Source organism: Pseudoalteromonas rhizosphaerae (assembly GCF_902498845.1).
Classification (GTDB): domain Bacteria; phylum Pseudomonadota; class Gammaproteobacteria; order Enterobacterales; family Alteromonadaceae; genus Pseudoalteromonas; species Pseudoalteromonas rhizosphaerae.
In genome coordinates, this window is sequence record NZ_CABVLM010000021.1 from 1 (window position 1) to 21,909 (window position 21,909).

Annotated in this window: 21 protein-coding genes; 6 read left to right on the plus strand and 15 right to left on the minus strand. The window is 39.3% G+C overall.

Annotated elements, in window-relative coordinates; all coding sequences use genetic code 11:
- Window positions 1-265 precede the first annotated feature (265 nt).
- A complete protein-coding gene (locus PSR9079_RS21730) occupies window positions 266-1,384 on the plus strand; it encodes a GGDEF domain-containing protein (RefSeq protein ID WP_149983232.1) in 1,119 nt (372 codons plus the stop codon).
- 88 nt (window positions 1,385-1,472) lie between these two features.
- On the opposite strand, the gene rpmG is transcribed toward PSR9079_RS21730, so the two are convergent.
- The 3 genes from rpmG to radC form a co-directional block, all read right to left on the minus strand.
- A complete protein-coding gene (gene rpmG, locus PSR9079_RS21735; RefSeq protein WP_004335545.1) occupies window positions 1,473-1,628 on the minus strand; it encodes a 50S ribosomal protein L33 in 156 nt (51 codons plus the stop codon).
- 11 nt (window positions 1,629-1,639) lie between these two features.
- Window positions 1,640-1,876: a 50S ribosomal protein L28 gene (rpmB, locus tag PSR9079_RS21740; protein ID WP_004335549.1), complete on the minus strand. Its 237-nt coding sequence runs from the start codon at window positions 1,874-1,876 to the stop codon at window positions 1,640-1,642.
- A 277-nt stretch (window positions 1,877-2,153) separates the two neighbouring features.
- Window positions 2,154-2,828, minus strand: a complete 675-nt coding sequence (gene radC / locus PSR9079_RS21745; RefSeq protein WP_145234702.1) for a RadC family protein — start codon at window positions 2,826-2,828, stop codon at window positions 2,154-2,156.
- A gap of 153 nt (window positions 2,829-2,981) precedes the next feature.
- On the opposite strand from radC, the gene coaBC reads away from it, so the two are divergent.
- The 3 genes from coaBC to PSR9079_RS21760 all read left to right on the plus strand — a co-directional run bounded on the left by coaBC (window position 2,982) and on the right by PSR9079_RS21760 (window position 7,835).
- Window positions 2,982-4,199, plus strand: a complete 1,218-nt coding sequence (coaBC, locus tag PSR9079_RS21750; RefSeq protein WP_179959239.1) for a bifunctional phosphopantothenoylcysteine decarboxylase/phosphopantothenate--cysteine ligase CoaBC — start codon at window positions 2,982-2,984, stop codon at window positions 4,197-4,199.
- 116 nt (window positions 4,200-4,315) lie between these two features.
- A complete protein-coding gene (gene slmA, locus PSR9079_RS21755) occupies window positions 4,316-4,903 on the plus strand; it encodes a nucleoid occlusion factor SlmA (protein ID WP_145234700.1) in 588 nt (195 codons plus the stop codon).
- Window positions 4,904-5,060: 157 nt separating this feature from the next.
- Complete coding sequence (locus PSR9079_RS21760) at window positions 5,061-7,835, plus strand: S9 family peptidase (RefSeq protein WP_149983233.1); 2,775 nt, start codon at window positions 5,061-5,063, stop codon at window positions 7,833-7,835.
- A 67-nt stretch (window positions 7,836-7,902) separates the two neighbouring features.
- On the opposite strand, the gene PSR9079_RS21765 is transcribed toward PSR9079_RS21760, so the two are convergent.
- Window positions 7,903-10,077, minus strand: coding sequence for a YgiQ family radical SAM protein (locus PSR9079_RS21765; protein ID WP_145234682.1), 2,175 nt, complete (start codon window positions 10,075-10,077; stop codon window positions 7,903-7,905).
- 94 nt (window positions 10,078-10,171) lie between these two features.
- Complete coding sequence (locus PSR9079_RS21770; protein ID WP_149983234.1) at window positions 10,172-12,367, minus strand: bifunctional diguanylate cyclase/phosphodiesterase; 2,196 nt, start codon at window positions 12,365-12,367, stop codon at window positions 10,172-10,174.
- A gap of 268 nt (window positions 12,368-12,635) precedes the next feature.
- Between PSR9079_RS21770 and PSR9079_RS21775 the strand changes: the two genes are divergently transcribed.
- The gene (locus PSR9079_RS21775) at window positions 12,636-13,139 is read left to right on the plus strand and encodes an SRPBCC family protein (protein WP_246175639.1); all 504 of its coding nucleotides are present in this window, start codon (window positions 12,636-12,638) and stop codon (window positions 13,137-13,139) included.
- On the plus strand, window positions 13,108-13,995 hold the full coding sequence (locus tag PSR9079_RS21780) for a TIGR03899 family protein (RefSeq protein WP_149983236.1): 888 nt from the start codon (window positions 13,108-13,110) through the stop codon (window positions 13,993-13,995). Before PSR9079_RS21775 ends, PSR9079_RS21780 begins: the two co-directional genes overlap by 32 nt.
- 24 nt (window positions 13,996-14,019) lie before the next feature.
- Here PSR9079_RS21780 and PSR9079_RS21785 read toward each other — a convergent pair whose 3' ends face one another.
- The 10 genes from PSR9079_RS21785 to PSR9079_RS21825 all read right to left on the minus strand — a co-directional run bounded on the left by PSR9079_RS21785 (window position 14,020) and on the right by PSR9079_RS21825 (window position 21,866).
- Window positions 14,020-14,781 carry a TIGR04219 family outer membrane beta-barrel protein gene (locus PSR9079_RS21785; RefSeq protein WP_149983237.1) on the minus strand — a complete coding sequence of 254 codons (762 nt, stop codon included), beginning with the start codon at window positions 14,779-14,781 and terminating at the stop codon, window positions 14,020-14,022.
- A gap of 3 nt (window positions 14,782-14,784) precedes the next feature.
- The gene (locus PSR9079_RS21790) at window positions 14,785-15,771 is read right to left on the minus strand and encodes a DUF2333 family protein (RefSeq protein ID WP_149983238.1); all 987 of its coding nucleotides are present in this window, start codon (window positions 15,769-15,771) and stop codon (window positions 14,785-14,787) included.
- Between the two features lie 8 nt (window positions 15,772-15,779).
- On the minus strand, window positions 15,780-16,298 hold the full coding sequence (locus tag PSR9079_RS21795; RefSeq protein ID WP_149983239.1) for a copper chaperone PCu(A)C: 519 nt from the start codon (window positions 16,296-16,298) through the stop codon (window positions 15,780-15,782).
- A 101-nt stretch (window positions 16,299-16,399) separates the two neighbouring features.
- Window positions 16,400-16,723, minus strand: coding sequence for a hypothetical protein (locus PSR9079_RS21800; protein ID WP_149983240.1), 324 nt, complete (start codon window positions 16,721-16,723; stop codon window positions 16,400-16,402).
- A 9-nt stretch (window positions 16,724-16,732) separates the two neighbouring features.
- Window positions 16,733-16,939, minus strand: coding sequence for a PspC domain-containing protein (locus tag PSR9079_RS21805; RefSeq protein WP_149983241.1), 207 nt, complete (start codon window positions 16,937-16,939; stop codon window positions 16,733-16,735).
- 11 nt (window positions 16,940-16,950) lie between these two features.
- A complete protein-coding gene (locus PSR9079_RS21810; RefSeq protein WP_149983242.1) occupies window positions 16,951-17,622 on the minus strand; it encodes a PspA/IM30 family protein in 672 nt (223 codons plus the stop codon).
- 235 nt (window positions 17,623-17,857) lie between these two features.
- Window positions 17,858-18,841, minus strand: a complete 984-nt coding sequence (gene dusA, locus PSR9079_RS21815) for a tRNA dihydrouridine(20/20a) synthase DusA (protein ID WP_149983266.1) — start codon at window positions 18,839-18,841, stop codon at window positions 17,858-17,860.
- Window positions 18,842-19,167: 326 nt separating this feature from the next.
- Window positions 19,168-20,709, minus strand: coding sequence for an anti-phage dCTP deaminase (locus tag PSR9079_RS21820; protein ID WP_149983243.1), 1,542 nt, complete (start codon window positions 20,707-20,709; stop codon window positions 19,168-19,170).
- A gap of 50 nt (window positions 20,710-20,759) precedes the next feature.
- Window positions 20,760-20,924, minus strand: coding sequence for a hypothetical protein (locus PSR9079_RS23730; protein ID WP_179959237.1), 165 nt, complete (start codon window positions 20,922-20,924; stop codon window positions 20,760-20,762).
- Window positions 20,925-21,395: 471 nt separating this feature from the next.
- Window positions 21,396-21,866 carry an outer membrane lipoprotein-sorting protein gene (locus PSR9079_RS21825; protein WP_149983244.1) on the minus strand — a complete coding sequence of 157 codons (471 nt, stop codon included), beginning with the start codon at window positions 21,864-21,866 and terminating at the stop codon, window positions 21,396-21,398.
- Between the last annotated feature and the right edge of the window lie 43 nt (window positions 21,867-21,909).

Consider the following 21,909-nt stretch of genomic DNA (forward strand, 5'->3'; position numbering starts at 1 on the left):
GGGAATGGCGCCGAAATAAAGAAGGCGTCAGTATAAATTGGATGTTTAATGTTGATTCAGCACGTGAAAAACTAGAGAGAGCTTACGGTGCTCTCAACTAGTCAAAATTTGTGTGACGAAGTACTAGGTGCTAAAAATATTAACCTTGTGGGTTTTTCCTGCAAGGTTTTTTTATACCTAAAACTTATCAGTTAATATTTGTGCTACACAGGACTCTGCAAATAAGTAATACTTAACATCATAAATAATTAGGTAATATTCATTTATGTTAGGGTTTTGGTACAGTAAGTCTCCGCAATTTGCAAAGGATCACAAAGATTTTTGGCGAGCACGTTTAATCGCCCATTTTTTATTATTTTCAACAGCTTACTTTTTCATTTTAACAGTACTCAATGTTTTCTATTTCGAGCAATTAGACCTTGCCTTAATTGACTGTTTAGGACTTGTTATCTCATTAACTATTTATTTCTGGTTTTACAAATCTGGCAACGTTAATGTAACCGCATGGGCTGTTACATTAATGGCTAGCAGCTTAGCTATGTTATTTATAATTTCGGTAGGCGGAAATCCATTCTCAATATTATGGGCTACGCTGATCCCCCCTTTTGCATTTTTTTTAATAGGCAGAAAACGAGGCAGCATCATCAGCGCAATTGCATTCTCTATTTGTGCATACTTAATTTATACACAGCAACAACAAACAATAACCATAGGGTTAGGATCATTATTTAACACTATCGAAGTCAGTATCGCTCATATTCTAATTTTTAGATTTTACGAAAAAACACGTTCGTTAGCGTATCAAAACTTATCTAACCTTAATGACGAAATTAAAAAGTTAGCAGAAACAGACAAGTTGACTGAGTTATATAACAGACAAAAATTTGATGCAGAGTTATCGGCATTAATAACTAAAAGCGAGCACTCTCAAACATCTCATTGTTTACTTATGTGTGATATAGACTATTTCAAAAAAATTAATGATACCCACGGGCATTTAGTTGGCGATAAAGTACTAAAAGAGTTTGCTCATCTGTTGCAGCAAAAAATAGGTGAGCAAGCGTTAATCGCCCGTTGGGGTGGTGAAGAGTTTGTAATAATATTACTCAACACTGCTTTGTTGGATGCAGCAAAGCAAGCGAATGAATTAAGGAGTTTAATTAGCTCAAATACAGTTGCCAATATGCCTATCACTATCAGCCTTGGGGTAACCGCTATACAAAAGAGTAATGATAGCGTTTTAAAAGTATTAGAGCGAGCTGATAAGGCACTCTACTTTGCTAAACATCACGGCCGAAATTTAGTTTGCATCAACGATAACAACGCACATGTTACCTGTTATGACACATTTTTAAAATTAGTCGACGATGATATAAACGAATAATCTGTGATTCGAGAACGGAAAAACTACGCATTTGAAAAACAAAAAACCCAGCCTAAGCTGGGTTTTTGATATTCATAGAAAACTAAAATTACTTGATTTTAGCTTCTTTGAAAAGAACATGTTTACGGATTTTTGGATCAAACTTTTTGATTTCCATTTTTTCCGGCATGTTACGCTTGTTCTTGTCGGTAGTGTAGAAAAAACCAGTACCAGCTGTAGAAACTAAACGGATCTTATCACGCATGACTCAGGTCCTTAAACTTTTACGCCGCGAGCACGGATTTCAGTAAGAACCGTGTCGATGCCTTTTTTATCGATAATACGCATACCTTTAGTAGTAGTGCGTAATGTTACAAAACGTTTTTCACTTTCAACCCAAAAACGGTGTGTTTGTAGGTTAGGTAGGAAACGACGTCTAGTCGCGTTTCTCGCGTGTGAACGGTGATTACCAACCGCAGGACGCTTACCTGTAACTTGACATACTTTAGACATGTCTATATATCTCCAATAACTTCGCTCGAGCTTAATTTGTCCCCTAGGCTATGTATTTTGTGCCCCAGGGATAAATCGAAGGGCGCTCTTTATACAGCTTATACAGGCAAAGATCAAGTGATTGATCTAATCCAACCAGCTCATGTGTAAATTTGATAGCGGCTAATTATAAAGATCGAATGCCCTTAGGGAAAGTAAAAACTGCATTTAAATTAAACTAATTTGCAAATAAGCACTAAACCGCTCATTTTTAACACGCTTAGTGATTTGAATACGCTTAAATCAAGCCTCGTTCTGCAAACGAAACACAATTATCTCCCCCAACAACGATGTGATCTAAAATATTTATATCGACTAATTGCAAAGCTTGCTGCAATTTAGCGGTAATTAATTTATCAGCTTGGCTTGGTTCAGCAATACCTGATGGATGATTATGAGCCAAAATAAGTGCCGCAGCGTTATTTTTTAAAGCCGCTTTGACGACTTCTCTTGGGTAAACAGATGCCGCATTAATAGTGCCATAAAAAAGTGTTTCTTCTTTAATTAAGCGATTCTGACTATCTAAATACAACACCATAAACACTTCTTGCTGCAAGCCTCGCAGCTCAATCGTTAAATAGTCATATACTGATTGCGGTGAATTAAATACTGCTTCGCGCTGGCATTGCTCCATCATATAACGACGACTCAATTCCAGTACTGCTTGAAGTTGCACAAATTTTGCTGTGCCCAGTCCTTTTTGTGCACAAAAATCATCGATTGATGCATTAAATAAGTTATGCAGTGTTTGATTTTGTGTCATTAAATGTTGTGCTAACTCAACTACATTCATGCCCGGTAAACCCGTTCGCAAAAATATCGCTAATAACTCGGCATCACTTAACGACTTAGCCCCTTTCGCCAATAACTTTTCGCGTGGTCGCTGGCTACTTGGTAAAGAGGTGAGCTGCATTATTTCGTCCCTGAAAAATGATTTATAATTTAACTGTAATGCAAAAATAAAATTTCGCCTGTAAAACTGCGAATAAATTCCATATTAAAACTTCGTCCCCAAGGCAAAGATTTGCTATCGTTAGCGCATATCGACAAACAGTTTTATCAGAGTATGACAAAGTTAATGACCAATTTAGCGACAGAATTAGTAAATAAAAAAATTGTACTTGGTATCAGCGGTGGTATTGCCGCCTACAAATGCGCCGAACTTGTTAGACGTTTAAAAGATCATGGTTGTGATGTCAAAGTGGTGATGACTGAGTCAGCTAAGCACTTTATTACTCCGCTTACCATGCAGGCCGTAAGTGGTGAAATGGTCTCAGACTCTTTGCTCGATCCATCTGCTGAAGCCGCTATGGGCCATATTGAATTTGCTAAATGGGCTGATTTAATATTAGTCGCTCCTGCCACATCTAATATCATCGCAAAAATGGCAGTCGGCATTGCAGATGATTTACTCACCACTTTATTGCTGGCAACACCCGCAAAAGTAGCAGTGGCGCCTGCAATGAATCAACAAATGTATGCCCATCCAGCAACTCAAGCTAACTTAGCAACTTTAAAACAGCGTGGCATTGCAATTTGGGGCCCAGGTAAGGGTGAACAAGCATGTGGTGATGTAGGTGCAGGGCGAATGCTTGAACCACATCAGTTAGTGGCACTATGCACGCAACCTTCGCAACCGCAACTACTAGCTGGTAAAACAATTACAATCACCGCAGGGCCAACTCGTGAGCCACTTGATCCGGTGCGTTTTATATCTAATCACAGCTCTGGGAAAATGGGCTTTGGGCTTGCACATGCGGCAGTTAGTTTAGGAGCAACGGTTAACCTGATTTCAGGTCCGGTAACAATTGCGCCACCACCAGGTGTTAACCTAATTAACATTGAGACCGCTGAGCAACTACTTGAACAATCGCTTATTTTTGCTCCAAAGTCGGATGCTTTTATTGGTTGCGCCGCGGTTGCCGATTATCGCGCCGCAGCGATTGCCGAGCAAAAAATGAAAAAACAAGGCGATGAACTGACACTCACTTTAGTTAAAAATCCAGATGTAATTGCCGCAGTTGCTAGCCTTACAGAGGGTCGCCCATATACAGTTGGCTTTGCCGCAGAAACTCAAGATGTCGCAAGCTATGCGAAAGGCAAACTCAGCAATAAAAACCTCGATATGATCTGCGCTAACGATGTATCACAAACCGGCCTTGGTTTTAATTCAGATCATAATGCTTTAACACTGTTCTGGCATAATGAACAAAAAGAACTGCCCGTCGATACCAAAAGCGCATTAGCACTGAGTGTAATGAGTGAGCTTGCTAAACGATTGTAAAAAGGCTGGAAAGAAACTGAATAAAACATTAACATAGCCCTTATCGCTTGCTCAAAAAGTGAGTGATAAGTAGCCGCCCAAAAGCTAAGTAAATAATTATAAAGAAAGGAATGTTCATGCCTGCGACAAAAAGAAGTAATCGCAAAGAGCAAATACTACAAGCACTCGCACAAATGTTAGAAACCAGCCCAGGTCAACGTATCACCACAGCAAAATTAGCTGCTGAGGTAGGTGTTTCTGAAGCTGCGCTTTATCGTCATTTCCCGAGTAAAGCACGGATGTTTGAAGGCTTAATAGAGTTTATTGAAGACACTTTGTTGTCGCGCATAAATCTCATTCTTGAAAACGAAAAAGAAACTCAAAGCCGTATCTATAATATTTTATTGCTACTACTGGCATTTGCTGAGAAAAATCCGGGGATCACTCGTATTTTGACCGGCGACGCCTTGCAAGGTGAGCAAGAACGCTTGCGTGAGCGTGTACAAAGCTTGTTTGAAAAGCTTGAAACACAACTAAAACAAGTACTACGCGAGCGTAAACTTCGCGAAGGTAAAACCTTTCAAAGTGATGAGTTAACCATTGCCAACTTTTTACTTGCCTACATTGAAGGCAAGATGAACCAATTTGTCCGCAGTGACTTTAAAGCAAAACCTAGCGCGCAATTTGAAAAACAGTGGTTAGAATTACAAAAAATATGGCTTTAGCTCCTAGCTCCTAAAATTATCAACCTTGTCGGTTTTCCTACAAGGTTTTTTTATAAATGTTACTTTCAACCTTTATTTTCGACCGCTTATCGTTTCTACTCGAATTGTTGAACAAACTCGTTATGATGATGCAGATGAAACAAAACGAGAAGTAACAATGAAAGCACAACTTTCCCTACTCAGCGTAGCACTGGTTGCAAGCCTTGGTAGTGCCACGGCATCCGCAAAAGAGCCGCTACAATTTAAAGATGTATTCGATTTCAAAGCAGCTAAAACAACGCAATTATCTGAAAATGGTGAAGTACTGAGCTTTAGTGCAACCCCATACCGTGGCGATGCAACAGGCCAAGTCTATACCTTAAACAATAATAAATTACTTGCAGAAATTGAGCGCGGCACTAAACCTCAGATCAACAAAGCAGCTAACTGGGTAGCATTCACCCAAGTCCCTACTTTGCTTGAAAAAGAAACCACAAAAAAGAAAGACACCTTAAAAAACAATCTAGTACTCGTTAATACAATAACGGGGGAACAACAAGTTTTTGAGAACGTAAAAGATTACCAGCTCTCTGATGATGGTAACTGGTTAGCTTATCGCTTTGATGAAAAAGCAGATAAAGACGCTGATAGTAAAGATATTGATGACACAAAAAACACCGCTAAAACCAGTGAAATCAAACCTGATAAAAAAGATAAAGCGTTTGAGCTCATTGTTGTAAATTTAAAAGACAAAACAACTCATACAGTAAATAGCGTATTTAGTTACGCAATCAATACATTTGGCAGCGAGCTTCTTGTCAGCCAAAGCTATCCTGACGGTAACGATAACCAAGTAGCATTAATTACATTAAACCAAACATTTGATACGAGTGTATTAATTGATGAACCAGGCGTTGTTGCAAACAAAATAGTGTGGCATCCAACTAAGAATATTGCCGCATTTACACTGGGTAATTATGTAAATGACGATATGCGCCGTCGCGATCATCAGCTAAAACTGTGGCAAAACGAACAGCTTACAAATATTGCTGCTCCTGAAAAAGATTGGACTATTGGTAAAACAGCAAAATTGAGCTGGTCTGAAGACGGTGAACGCCTGTACTTTGAAAATCACCCTAAGTTAGCGGAAAAAATTAAAGAAAAGAAATACACCGATCAAGCCTCGTTATTTGATTACGATACGATACGCGACCAAAAAGGCCTTCACGTTTGGCATAACAACGATGCCGAAATTAAACCCCGCGAAGAGCAACAATGGAAAGAAATCAATAAAAACCGCCATTATCAAGCCGTTTACTATCTTAATGGCAAACAAGTTGCGCAACTAAGTAACACTGACATGCCAGATGTGGCACTCAATACCAACAATCGCACTGCGTTACTTGGTTCTTCAAATTTACCTTATCTTAAACGTATTATGTATGGCGGTTTTTTTGCTGACTACTATGCAGTCAATGTGCAAAATGGTGAGCGTAAAGCGATTATCAGTGATTACCCGTTTAGGCCCAGCCTATCACCCAGTGGACAATTTGCTGCTTACTTTGAAAATAGCCAAGTGCAACTCAAAGACTTAGGTAACAATAAAGTCAGTACCTTAACAACAGCGATTAAAGCAACGTTCGCCGATGATCAGCACGATTACCCTTCCACTCAACCGGGTTATGGTTTTGCCGGTTGGTTAACTGATAGCAGCCAAGTGCTGGTATATAGCAAATACGATATCTGGGCATTTGACGTTAAAACTCTCAAAGCCACACGCCTTACACAAGGCAAAGAAAACAACACGCAATATCGAGTCATCAAACTAGATAAAGACCAAGTTGGCTTTAAAAAAGACGATACATTGTTGCTAAGTGCTACAAACTTACAGCAAAAGCAAACTGAAATAGCAAAACTCAATCTTGCTGATAACTCGATCAGCAAAGTATTAAGCGGTAAAAAACGTTTTGACGTGGTAAAAAAAGCTAAAAATGCCGATAAATACCTATTCACTGAGCAAACTTATCAGCAGTTCCCTGATTTTTATCAAACTGATTTTAGCTTTAAAAAGCCACAACGCGTTACTAATTTAAACCCACAAGTTAACGACTTTGCGTGGGGGCAAAAACCGGAGCTAATTAGCTATAAAGGCTTCGATGGCGAAGACTTGCAAGGCGTATTGATAAAGCCTGCAGGCTATAAAAAGGGCGATAAAGTGCCAGTGGTGGTGTACTTTTACCGTTATATGAGTCAACGCATGTTTGATTTCCCTAAAATGGAATTAAACCACCGTCCTAACTTCCCAATGTTTACTTCGAACGGTTACGCGATTTTCTTACCTGATATTCGCTTTGAAATTGGTCACCCAGGTAAATCATCAACGCAAACCATGATCAACGCCACCCAAAAGCTGATTGATTTAGGTATCGCTGACCCTGATAAAATTGGCTTACAAGGGCATTCATGGGCGGGCTATCAAAGTGCCTTTATGATCACCCAAACTGATATGTTCAAAGCGGTAGTATCGGGTGCGCCCGTGTCAAACATGACCAGCGCTTACAACGGTATTCGCTTAAAATCAGGATTAGCGCGTCAGTTCCAATATGAAACTGGGCAAAGCCGTATCGGTAAAACCTTGTTTGAAGCGCCAGAGCTTTACATCGAAAACTCACCGGTATTCTTCGCTGATAAAGTAAATACACCAATCTTAATTATGTTTGGTGATAAAGATGATGCTGTACCATGGCACGAAGGCGTACAGTATTATTTAGCGCTGCGCCGTGCAGGTAAAGATGCGACGTTTTTGCAGTATGAAGGTGAACCACACCACTTAAAGAAATTTCCTAACCAAGTGGATTTTTCAATTCGGATGATGCAGTACTTTGATCACTACTTAAAAGGCAAGCCTGCCGCTAAGTGGATGACCGAAGGCGAAGCTTTCATTGAAGAATAAGCAGAATAATAAGCAGCCATAAACTAAAACGCCCAGCAAATGCTGGGCGTTTTTTATTTACCGAAAATTACCTAGCCCGCTGACGATTACCGCCAACCTTAGGTTTGGTATTGGCTTTTTTAAACTGGCTAAAGCCGGTGTGACGACTAAGCGCTGGACGCCCGCCTTTACCTGCTTTAAGCGATTTTTCGTCACGGGTTTCTTCTGGCACTAAGCAGTTTGGACCTTTACCAATCAACTTAGCTTTGCCCATACTACGCAGTGCTTCACGGATCATCGGCCAACCTGCTGGGTCGTGATAACGCAATATCGCTTTATGTAAACGACGTTGACGCGCGCCTTTTGGCACCGGCACTTGCTCAGTATTATTTTTAATATTACGCAGCGAGTTCATCCCAGTGTGATAAATCGTGGTGGCATTAGCCATTGGTGACGGATAAAAATTTTGCACTTGATCTAGTTTAAAATCGTTCGACTTTAACCACAACGCCATGTTCACCATGTCTTCGTCTTTAGTGCCAGGATGCGCAGAAATAAAATAAGGGATCAGGTACTGCTTTTTCCCTGCTTCTTTTGAGTATTTATCAAAAAGCTCTTTAAACTGATCATATGCGCCCATGCCTGGTTTCATCATCTTAGATAATGGCCCGTCTTCGGTATGCTCAGGCGCTATCTTTAAATAACCACCAACATGATGGGTTACGAGTTCTTTGACGTAACGAGGGTCTTGCACAGCTAAATCGTAGCGAACACCAGAGGCTATTAGGATTTTTTTAATCCCCTTAACTTCACGAGCCTTTTTATATAACTCGATAGTCGGTGTATGATCGGTATCCATATGCTTACAAATATCAGGATATACACACGATAAACGTCGACAGGTACTCTCAGCTTTTTTGCTCTTACAACGCAGTTTATACATGTTTGCAGTTGGCCCACCAAGGTCCGAAATAACCCCAGTAAACCCTGGTACTTTGTCACGAATTTGTTCGATTTCTTCAATAATCGATTCTTGTGAACGACTTTGAATTATCCGTCCTTCATGCTCAGTAATTGAACAGAAACTACAGCCACCAAAACAACCTCGCATAATATTAACTGAGGTTTTGATCATGTCGTAAGCGGGGATTTTTGCAGTACCATAACTTGGATGCGGAACTCGCTGATAAGGCAATCCAAACACTGCATCCATTTCATGTGTTTCAAGCGGATACGCAGGTGGGTTAACCCAAATAGAGCGATCGCCATGGCGTTGGAATAACGCTCGAGCACAACCTGGGTTCGTTTCTTGATGTAAAATACGTGATGCATGAGCGTACAGTGGTTTATTAACACTCACTTGCTCAAACGCAGGTAGCTTAACGTAGGTTTTTTCCCAAGGTTTAGGACGCGCTGGCTGAATGGTAATTGGTTTTGCCGCTTCAGCTTGTAAATCAATACCCGCTTTTTTAAATTCGCTTTTGCTACAACCCACATCATCGGCACCATATGGGTTTGGAATTGGGTCAATTTTACCAATTTTATCAATCGCGGTGGAATCACTACCACGCCAGCCCGGTAATGGCTCTTTACGAATAACCGCCGTACCACGGATATCTTGAATGGTATCCATCGTTTCGCCGGCGGCAATACGATGAGCAACTTCTATTAATGGTCGCTCAGCATTACCGTAAATAAGAATATCGGCTTTGGCATCAAATAAAATACTACGGCGAACTTTTTCTTGCCAGTAATCATAATGGGCAATTCGACGTAAGCTGGCTTCGATACCACCTATTACAATTGGCACACCTTTGTAGGCTTCGCGGCATCGTTGTGAGTAAATCATCACCGCACGATCAGGACGCTTGCCACCCACATTACCGGGCGTGTAGGCATCATCATGGCGCATACGCTTTTCAGCCGTATAGCGGTTGATCATCGAGTCCATGTTACCGGCAGTCACACCAAAAAATAAGTTAGGCTTACCAAGTGCCATAAAGGCATCTTTCGAATCCCATTCTGGCTGAGCGATAATACCGACCCTAAAACCTTGTGCTTCAAGTACACGACCAATTACCGCCATACCAAAGCTGGGGTGATCTACATAAGCATCACCACTGATAATGATGATATCGCAGCTATCCCAGCCAAGGGCATCCATCTCTTCGCGTGTAGTTGGTAAAAATGGTGCTGTGCCGTAACACTCAGCCCAATATTTAGGGTATGAGAATAACGCTCGCTTGGCTTTAAGTGCGCTCATATAAAGTAACCAATTGCTTTAAAAAAGGTCGCAAAGTATACCCGAATTAATCACCAAGCGATATTAGCTATTTACACTGGCATCAAACATAATATTATTTTTTACTTTCAATATATTGAATAAGCTCAACTTCAGGCATCGGTTTAGCGTACATAAAACCTTGCACTTCATCACAGCCCAATTGCTTAAGAAAATCAGCTTGTGCTTGTGTTTCAACGCCTTCTGCAATCGTTTTTAATCCGAGCTGCGCGCCAAGAGCTATAACCAGCTTGGCAATTGCGCCGCTGTCTTTTTCGGGTAAGTCTTTGACAAATGCACGATCTATTTTCAACCTATCCAACGGTAACTTTTGCAAATAACTCAGTGATGAAAAACCAGTACCAAAATCATCTATCGCCACTTCAATACCAAACTCTTTTAGATCTTGCAGTGTTTCAATCACCATCGAGAGATCATCCATCACCACACTTTCGGTAACTTCTAATTCAATATTTTTTGGGTTTACCTGATATTTTCGCAAAGTATCTTTGACTTGTTGTGCGTAGCCTTTCACCTTAAATTGCGGTACCGACACATTGACCGCAATACAAATTTCAACACCTTGAACCTCAAGACGTTTTTGCTGCTGACAAGCCTGCTCCAATACCCATTGACCAATCTCAACAATTAGCCCAGCATCTTCAGCAAGTGGTACAAAAATCGCAGGAGAAATATAGTTACCTTGTCCCGATGGCCAACGTAGTAATGCTTCACAGCCTTTTAATGACAAATCACTAAACGCCAATTGCGGTTGATACCATACTTCCAATTTATTATTTTCAAAGTCTTGGCGAAGCTGGCGAATAATCCCTAATCGCCAAGCCATTTGCTCTTCCATATCGGGAGTGTAACAAACAGCATTCCCCTGATTACCTTTTTTAGCGTGATTGAGTGCAATATACGCAAGCTTAAGTGTTTCAATACCGGAGGTTTGAAAGTCCAGTTGCTCGCACAAACCAATTTTAAAATTAACCGGTAACAGATGCTCTGCTGCTGCAAACGGTAAGCTTAAATTTTCACTTAATTCGTTTAGATCAAATCCATCGCGCTCAATTAAAAAACCAAATACATCTGCACCAATCCGTGACAGTAATTTAGCGTTTGGGTATTCTTGTTTGAGTCGCTCAACGATTGATGTAAGTAAGTGATTACCCACTTCTTGACCCAGACCATTGTTGATGTCTGAAAAATGTGCGACATCAATTAGAATAAATAGATACTCGTTACTATTTAATCGATGATACTTTTCAATTTGTTCAATAAAATCAGTTCTATTGGCAAGACCAGTTAACACATCTTTGTAGGCTGCATCTCTGAGTTTATTAAAAAGTCTGACGTTATCTAAGCCTACACTGACGTTTGTTAAGAAAATTTCAGCAAATTGCAATTGTGTTAAGCTTGGTTGGCTAACGTACTCTAAGTAAATAGCAGCCTGACGATTTTTACTTTTCAATAAAAACGTAGTGTCGTGCTCAGTGTGCTGATGTTCGCCAAACTCAAAACAATTTTGCACTTGCAAAATAATCCGCCCATCATCAAGTTGTTCTATACCTTGGCCAATAAAAGCACTAAACTCAGCGCAACCACCCAACACTTGAACTTGATAACTATCATCCAGACTGCCACACACAACCCCCCTTGGCGCACAATCTAAAATTACCGAGAGCTGCTTAATCACCGCCATAGTAAATGCTTTAATGTCGGTAAAACCTAAAATTGCCTTTGAGGCTAACAGAATATTATTTAACGCTTTGCTTTGATATTCAAGTTGGCAAACTTGTTCGTATGAGCGAATAGCTGTAACTAACGAGGTAACTAGCTTACTGCGGGTAAGTTCGGTTTTAGTTTTATAATCATTGATATCATATTCTCGGATCACCTGTTCTTCAGGCGCATATCCAGGCTGACCCGTTCGTAAGATAATTCGTACGTTATGATTTTTCAGCGTATCACGTACCTCTTTAACTACTTTTAAACCCGCATCATCGGATTCCATGACTACATCTAACAGTAATACCGACACATTATTAGTATTAGCTAACACTTCAACTGCTTCAGCGCCAGAATAAGCATGATGAAAACGCAGTGTTCTTCCCCAAAACTCGACGCCTGAGAGTGCTAGTTCTGTTACAGTGTGAATTTCAGGATCGTCATCAACAATCAGAACATCCCAGTAATCTTTGGGCACAACCTCTTCATGAGGCTCATCTTCATGGTTAAAAAACAAAAAATCATTGTGTTCTGACGTCATTCCAAATCCTTTAAATTCAAATATTACGCGCCATCATTTAATATTGAGACAATTCAGTTATTGACTAATAAGTTATCACTATTTAACTTATGATACAGTATTAATGTCGATGATTAATGAATATTGATTTACAGATTATAGTCGATATTCAGCAGCTTGCTGTGCGACAGTGGAATTTATAATTTAAGGAACAGCCATTAATATTTTACCCAGAATTACTAAATTTATTTTTCTGATTACTTTAATTCTTTTGGTAATTGGGCTGCTATTGCCACAGCAATACCAAGTACAAAAGAGCATTGAAATTCATGCTCCGCAAACAGATATCACCCCGTTACTTAGTGATTTTACCAAGTGGTCTAGCTGGTCACCTTGGCAAAAAGTAGATCCGAGTATTGTTTTCACGCTTGGAGAGCCGAGTTCTGGCGTTGGTGCTCATCAATTTTGGCAAAGTAGCTGGGGATTTGGTGAAATGACGATTACCAATATAAGCAGCACTAAAATCAATTTTAATATTCTCTTTAATGAAGAGCATATTGTTACAGGTGTGGTCTCTTTTTCACCACTAGCTAATGGTAATCAAGTGACATGCTCACTAGATGGCGAAGTTACTACTTCAATTTTAGGTGGTTATTTGGCGCTATTTAGCCAGTATATTTTGGCAAATACGGTGAAACTTGGACTTAATAATTTAAAAACTACTGCACAGCTGCAAATAGCCCCACACAGCGAGAAGATCGATGACGATTCAAACAGCCCAAGCAAAAATTAACCTTGCTCATATAATTGAAATTAAGCTAGGTTACTCGATGAGTAAAACCAGTTCGACTCGCCTTACCAGTACCAGTGATGATAGTTATGGCCCACAAGGGCAAAGTAAACTGCCTTATCAAGTCAATAGTGATAACTCAACACTCAATAGAGCCCAACATCGCCAACAATTGCTCCTTATCAAACAACAACACAATATTGAAGCGATTATGGCCATGGCAATGGATTTTTGCCCTGACGTAACTAGTAAAGGGCAACCTGACAGTGATTGGGTAGAACGCTTTATTGCACTATGTGAAGATACTTCAAACGAATCAATGCAAAAGCTGTGGGCAAAAATTTTAGCGGGAGAAACGGTATCACCGGGAACATTTTCAATTAAAAGCTTACAAACACTTAAGCAAATGACCCAGCGCGAAGCGGATGCACTACAAAAATGTACCGCGATTTGTGGCTATAATGAAAAAGATAATAGCCATTTAATTTTATTAGGCTTTTATAAAAAACCTTCGCTATTTGATTTGCTACGCAAAGGCAATAAAGTGTCGTTTAACTTAGGTAAAGCTGGGATCAGCTTTCCTGATGTATTAACTTTGATGGATATCGGCCTAATCTACCGTAAAGAAATTGAATCCGCAGCACTTAAGGCGGGCCAAGAAATGAATCTGACATTTTTAACCCAACGGGTTGCACTCAAACCAAAAAATAACGATCTAGTGCTCAGTTACTATAAATTTACGCAAACGGGTGATGAACTTAGAAAATTGATTAACACGCCAGTTAATAAGGCCTATAAGCACTTGTTAAACAGTGCACTTGAAGAAGAGTTTGAAGTAGCGTGGCACGCAATTAAATAACGGTACCACGCCAAAGCAAACAAATTAGAAGTGAATTTGTATGCCGGCAAATGGACCTGATGCATCAATATTAGTATATAGATTATCAATATCATCAAGCTCTAGCGTCATTTTACGGTAACCAGCTTTGATATCTAAATCTACCGCTAAGTTATCAAGCAAAGCCCATGCAATACCCGCTTGGTAGTCTTGTACTTTGCTATCATCGATAGCAAGTAAGCTGCCTTCAAAGAAGACGCTTAAACCCGTTAACGGTAAGCCTACTTCAGCACGACCATACACTAATGGCACAAAACCAGAAAAATCCACAGTTTCTGTTGTTGTTGTGCCATTGGCAGTACCGGTAACAACAATATCGCCATCAAACTGCTTAGCATTTACACCTAAGTCGATAGACAACAAGTCATTATCAAATATCTCATAGTATAAAATATAATCAATGTGTGATAAATCGCTGACCGTAGTTGCAGTGGTATTGGTTGTAAATGAAGTGCCACCAAACTCAAACGTCTCATTAAGCAAGGTTGAGCCATTTAACTCAAGCTCGGTATACTTTAACTTAATATTTGGCACTAATGGAATTGGATGCTCAAGCGCTGCGTAGTAGCTAATGAAGGTTTCATCTTCAAAATTAAAGTCTTGCATATTACCGCTATCAGAAAAGCTACCTGAATTATCAGATTGCCAGCCATCAACACCAACATATAAACCTAATAGAGTGTCAGCGTGAGCCGCTGGAGCCAAAAATGCCATCGAAAGGGCAGCGGCTAAACAGTACTTTTTCATGTGTTATCCTTGCGCTAAAAGTTCGCTAAGTTCAATAAGAGCCGCATTGGCTCGTGAAATATAATTTGCCATTACTAATGAGTGATTAGCAACAAAACCAAAACCATTACCATTTAAAATCACCGGACTCCAAACAGTCTCTTGGGTTGCTTCAAGCTCACGTATAATTTGTTGTAAGCTCACACGTGCATTCTTTTTCTCTAATACATCAGCAAAGTCATATTCTACCGCTTGCAAAAAATGTAATAAAGCCCAAGTTGCACCGCGTGATTCATAAAACACATCATCAATTTCCCACCAAGAGGTTTTTATCTGATTTTGTAATGGTGCATAAGTCGCTTGGTGTGCTTCTTTGTCACCAGCTAAATCAGTATTTAACCGATCTTGACCAACGCTGGCACTTAACCGCTGACTTAAACTACCAAGGCGTTTTTCGGCTTCTTTTAACCAGCCTCGTAGGTTGTCTGCCCGCGCGTAAAACTGACTGTCACGACTGTTTTGGTCAGCTATTTGAGTACGATACACGATTAATAAATCAATGCCTTTTTGGTATTCACTCTCGGCACTTGGCCACGCCCATGCTTCTGAACTAATATTAAATTGGGGCTGGGCTTTTTTTAGAGCTTCATGTTCGGTCGATTGCGACTGAGAACGGCTAAAGTCTTTACGCATTGATAGCGCCAAATCGCGCGTCATTTCTAATGCGCCATATTCCCAAGCAGGCATATTATCCATAAGAATACTCGGAGGTATTACATCATTTGATAAATAGCCACCAGGTTTATTCAATAATGTGCTGGCAACATTAATCAAAGCCGTAGTTGTTGTGTAACCTGTTACTAGTTTTTCGCCACGCTGCTGCGCATCCTGTTTAGCTTGCGTGATCACATTTACGCGGTTTGGCTCAATACTCCAATACACAGATACGGCATAAAATAAAATAAAAACTAATATTAGCCCTGCTATAATTTTCCCTTTATGTTGTGACATTTAATCTCCTAGTGATGTGTATGGTGCTGTTCAGATTGTGATACTTGCTCAACTTGGCTTTCTAATGAAACCACGGTAGCTTGAGTAAATACACGATCTCCATTGCTAAAATATAGCGTGAGTTTGAGTTCTTGCCCTATTTTTAACGGCTCTTTTGGTTCAAAAACCATTAAATGATAACTGCCTGGCTTAAAATCTAGCTGTTGATGTGCTTTGATCTCTAACCCATCTACTTTTTGCATTTTCATCATACCATTAACATGCTGATGTTCATGTACTTCAACTCGTCCTAAGCCCTCAAGGCTAGCCTTAGTTAATGTCACTGCTGCATCACCATGATTAACAAGCGTTAAATAACCAACACTGGATTGACTGCCAGGTAAAAAAATCCTTACTTGGGCATTGCTAACTACAATATCACTTGCTGTATCATGTTGATGCTCTGCATGGGCAAATAGCACTGGAGAGTATAGGCCTACAGCTAAAAAAGCCGCTGTGAAGATAGTTAGTAATGGTTTAAGAGTCATTTCGATCCTTGTTATAATAATCACTTTAAGTGCTAAATTTAGCATATTTGCGAAAAAATAGTCAGCTAAATTAGCATTTAAGGTAACCTCTGTGTGGCAAGCTATGCGACCTTTTTATTATCCGCGACTAACCAACACAGAAAAACAATCAGCAGTAGCGGCCATGCGATCATCACAGAACCAAACAACAAAGCCAGCATCACGCCGACTCCTATTATTAGACCTGCGCCAATCAAACCAACACTAACCAGCGCAATAATGGCAATAACGACCACCATAGCGACTAATGCACCAAATAGTTCAATGCCAACCCAACTCAAGTCAGCAATCCACAAAGGGAGCTGCCATGAGTCAAACTGCATTATCTCAAATGGACTAGAAGCGATAAACAATGCTGCTAGCAGACACAGTGCAATAATTTTCATGGCGCTCTCCTAATAAACCTTGTTGTCTAAACAACAATGTGCAATTAAATAACCCGCACCAATAAACAGTGGGAACTGAATAAACAGTACAATAGTTGCTAATCGAGTTGCCCAAATCGGAAAGTCAAACCGACGCGCTAAGCCACTACATACTCCCGATATTTTTTTATTTAATGGATCTTTACACCATTGAGTATTGTTATTAAATGTATTCATTTTTATAACTCCTAAGCCGACTGTTTTACTTTAGCTTTAAGTGCTGCAAGCTCTTTATCCAAGGCTTCGTCTTTAACAAGCGCATCAATTTGCATTGCCGTGTCTGATTGATTAGCTGCAGCCATTTCGTATGCTTCCACTTGTGATTCAATTGACTCAACTCGGCGCTCAATCACATCAAAACGCGACAGTGCATGTGCCACTTTATCGCTATGTAACTGCTGATTAACTCGTACTCGTGCATTTAAAACACTATGCACCTGAGTTAAGCTCTGCCGCTTTGCTTTGGCAGCACTAAGTTTGTCTTGTAAACGTTGTGCATCGTCAGCTAACTTGGCCAATGAATCGGTTAATTTAACGAGCTCAGGTTCAACAGCTGCCATATCAGCGGCTACACGCTGCTTTTCTTTTAATGCGGCTGTGGCTAAATCATCTCGGCCTTTACTAACGGCTATTTCGGCTTTTTCTTGCCATTGTGCTATGGATGTTAACTTATCACTTTGCTGGCGTTTCAATGCTTTTTCTTCACACAAAATCGCTGCAGCAGTAGTACGGCACTCATTCAGAGCTTGTTGCATCTCGATAATAAGTAAATTAAGTAGTTTTGCTGGATCCTCTGCCTTATCAAGCACAGCGACCAAGTTTGATTGAATTAGATCATTAACACGATTCATTAGGCCCATGATTTTCTCCTGTTGATTATGGGGGATTACACCAAGGAGATTCCAAGACTTATGCCATGTCGTTAAAAAAACAACTAAAACAATAAATAACAATAGGATAGAAAGATAACATCAATTTAAAAGTGACGTTTAGCTGAATTAAAATACGTTAAATTAACTAAAAAAGTAATATTTTGACTAAATTTTAGGATCAAAAAAAGCCACTAAAAAGTGGCTTTCAAGATTAAAATTTCAGCTACTCAGGCACAAAACTTAATGCTTTATCCATCACGGATAAATCGGCTTGCTTACCATGGCCGTTTTCAGATAAATGACGTCTAAATCCTCGCGCCCCTGGTTGGCCTTGGAAAATACCCAACATATGGCGAGCTATATGCCAAAAGTTAGCGCCTTGGCGCATTTCATCTTCAATATAACCATACATTGAACGCACCACGTCATGACGCGATAATGTACACGCAGTATCACCGTAAATTTTCTCGTCCACTTCACTTAATATAAATGGATTACTATACGCTTCACGACCGATCATAACGCCATCAAGATGCGCTAAATGAGCAAGACTATCAGCGATGGTATTAACCCCACCATTTAAGCTTAAATCAAGCTGTGGGTAATCTTTCTTCAGTTGATAAACACGCGGATAATCAAGTGGTGGAACTTCACGGTTTTCTTTCGGGCTTAATCCCTTTAGCCATGCTTTACGGGCGTGAATAATAAAGTCATCACAGCCAACCTTATGACTCGCTTCGATCAGCGCACATAAAAACTCATATGAATCCTGCTCATCAATACCAATGCGTGTTTTCACCGTAACAGGAATAGTAACCTCCGCCTTCATTGCTGCAATACAATCAGCAACAAGCTGCGGCTCGCCCATTAAACACGCACCAAAGCGGCCATTTTGCACTCGATCCGAAGGGCAACCAACATTTAGGTTTACTTCATCATAACCACGTTCAGCAGCCAGTTTTGCACACTTTGCCAAAGCTTCAGGATCAGAGCCACCTAATTGCAAAGCAACGGGGTTTTCATGTGTATTAAAGTGTAGATAATCACCACGCCCAAATAAAATTGCACCGGTTGTTACCATTTCGGTGTAAAGCACCGCATGCTTGGTCATTTTACGATGAAAAGTACGGCAATGGCGGTCTGTCCAATCGAGCATGGGGGCAACGGACATTCTACGAAAGCTTGTTTTTACTGGTTCCCCAGTCATTACAACACCTCCAAGGGTTTCTTCATTCATAAAATTACTGCTCCGAGTTGCTTTGAATTGCTTTGAATTGCCCTGAATTGCCTTGAATTACCTATACGGTCCCCCTATAGGCCCCCTAGCAGAGTAGGACAGATCAATAACTTATATAAATATGCGAGTTGATAATTAAGCGAGGGATTATACACAAACAAGTTTGAAAAATGTATTTATCCAACTTTTAAATAGTGAATGTGATATTTTGTTATGTAATTAAAAGAATATAATCTTGAACTTCATCAAAATAAAAAACCCGCTAGTCACGGGTTTTAAATTGAGTTCAATTGAAGCTACTCAAACGGTTGATCTGGTAAAGAGTTATTCAATAGTTGCACTATCTTTAGCTCATACTCGCCATAACTATCTAAGTGTTGAAAATCAACATGCCCAGAACCGTTAACAAAGTAACCAATTACTTCCCCTGAGCCATTTTTTCTTTTTTGATTATATCCAAAAAATTTAGAATACCTTAAAGGCGAAACACCTTCAAAATTCTCAATTAGTACCTTAGTCTCTGCTGTTTGATTATCAGGGTGATAAATCGCATCTCCATGGAGCTGAGTAGCCAAACTTTTTTCATATGGCTCAATATAAACAACTCTTTTTATTCCCGCAGCGACTATATGCCTAGCACAGACATGGCACGGATAAGTAGTACAGTACAATGTTTTCCCAACCGTACTACTATTGGCATTACGTGCAAGAGCTGTAATTGCATCCATTTCTGCATGTATTGCTCTTGAGTATTCAATTAATGATTTAGCTTTTGATTCTTCTAGTATCTGTTGAGCAATTTGAGATGCTCCCGGTATATTTTTTGACTCTAAAATACTTTCAATCTCACTTTTTAATAATGATTTATGCTTATCATTGTAACACTTACTTCCGTGATTAAAGCATCGTTTATCATAATCGCTCTCTGCATTATATAGCCCTCCACCAAATTTAGGTACGTCATTACATCCAGTAGAAAGAATATTCCCATCATCATCAGAAATAGATGCTCCAACCTGTCTTGAGAGACATGCAGATTTTAAAGATGCTGAAAAAGCACTATAAATACCGACTTCATCTTTGGTAGGGGTAATATGATTTGTCCCATGAATCAACTTTATAAATCTAACAACTGATTCACCCGTAGCCTGAGAGCTATCGATATTTCTAATAAAATAATCAGATTTATGGAGTGATTTTTCAACATGCTGCCCATAACTTTCAACAGCTTTCCTATCACGATCAATTAAAATACCAGCTTCGGTATCAGTCATTTGCTCTTCTTTTAGGTTTGCGCGTCTTTCATTTTCAGTTCTTAGCATTCCCAATAAGTAGAAATTATTACGATAAGTTTCTTTTAAAAGAGAGATTTCATCTGGATGTTTTAATTGGTCAATTATATATGCTGCTTTTTTAGTGACTTTTATAACACCGTCAGTTCCTTCGTCCCCAAAGTTAGCCTCTCTTAAAATTGTAATTTGTCTAATAGCCATTTCGGCGAGAATGCTTGCACGATGCTTATTTCTCAACTCATCACCTGAGTCCTGCAATGCTTTATAACGCTCAAAACCTTTTAATTTTTTTAATTCTTCAGCATTACTCTGTTGCGATATAATAAGCTCACTTAAACGTATATGCTCAACATGATATCCAAACTCTATTAATTTATTTTCTAAAGTTGACTTTAACCCACGAATACCAGAACCTACAGTTCCACAAAGCCCTATAATGAGCTCCTCAGATCTTCGATTCTGAATGGTGACTAACGGGGTTTCTTGATTCTTATGTGCGTTATTAGATTGAGGTAGTTCTGTGATTTTTTGGACGGGTTGAGCCATGGTAACATCCTGTTTAATTATATTAACAGGATATCAATACTATAAAATTATTACCAACTCAAGTTATTAGCAGCTTTATACACTCTTTCTTTTGCTTCTTTTTTTCTTTTTTTATCACGAGCAGAAATAAAACATTCAACTTTAGGGTTATTCGAAATGTTTAATTTAATTATTTCATTTCCTACGTTAACTTCCACTAAATTATTGTTTTTCATTTACTTTCCTAGATAACGAGCAAGATGAGACTAAAAATAAGAGCGCGCGGATTCTACCCCCTCTTACTTAAATAAACAACCTTTTATTCCTTTAAAACATTTTTAGCACAGCTACACTAAAAGATAAACAACTTATAAAAAATAAATCAATATTTAAGTAACATTTAGTAAAGTATTAAGTCCCCCTCCAAATTAAACAGCGGCATCCTATAGTCCCCCTCATAGCAATAAACTTCACTATTTTATTGAATATCTATCCAATCAAACATAGGTGCCACAGAAAAACGTCTATTCAAAGTAAAATCCTCAGATGATATATAAGTATAAGGGTTATTCCCTCATTGGAAGGCGCTATATTTTACACAAATCAAAGCCGAGCTTCAATCGTAAGCAAGTTGTTGTTTGTCGGTAGCAGAGATTGAGTTGTTTAACGCAGCAACAAAAATGTATGCTGCGCTTTAGATAATATACTTAAAACGATTTTGTTAGATTATCAAATTGCTGGCCTTGCACTGTAATGGTGGTTTTTTCTAAGCTTATATAATCATTTTTTTGCTTGGGGTTAACCAAACGTGCTGCGACTTCAAATTTAGCAACTTTAGCTTCGCTATTTAGCTCAAGTATTTTTAAAGATGAATGAGTATCATGCTTAGCTGACTGCACATAATATTCACCAGCCCAACTGGCATCAAACACTAAATTAGGCGCATTTTTAGCGGAAGATTCAATAAACACCCCCTCTTTAATTTCGTCTCGTAATAAAGTAACGGTGTAATGATCCCCTCCCGTATGACCGAAATATACGGTAACAGCATGATTGTCATTATGGCTAAAATCATAGTCAGTAACTTGAATAACCTTCATTTCGCTTGGAGGCGGTTCAACGCAGGCCGTTAATCCTAAAGCGAGAAAACCGCATAAAATAATCTTTTTTAATAACATTTTTCATTCCTTAAACTTTATTACGTTATATTTAATCTAGATA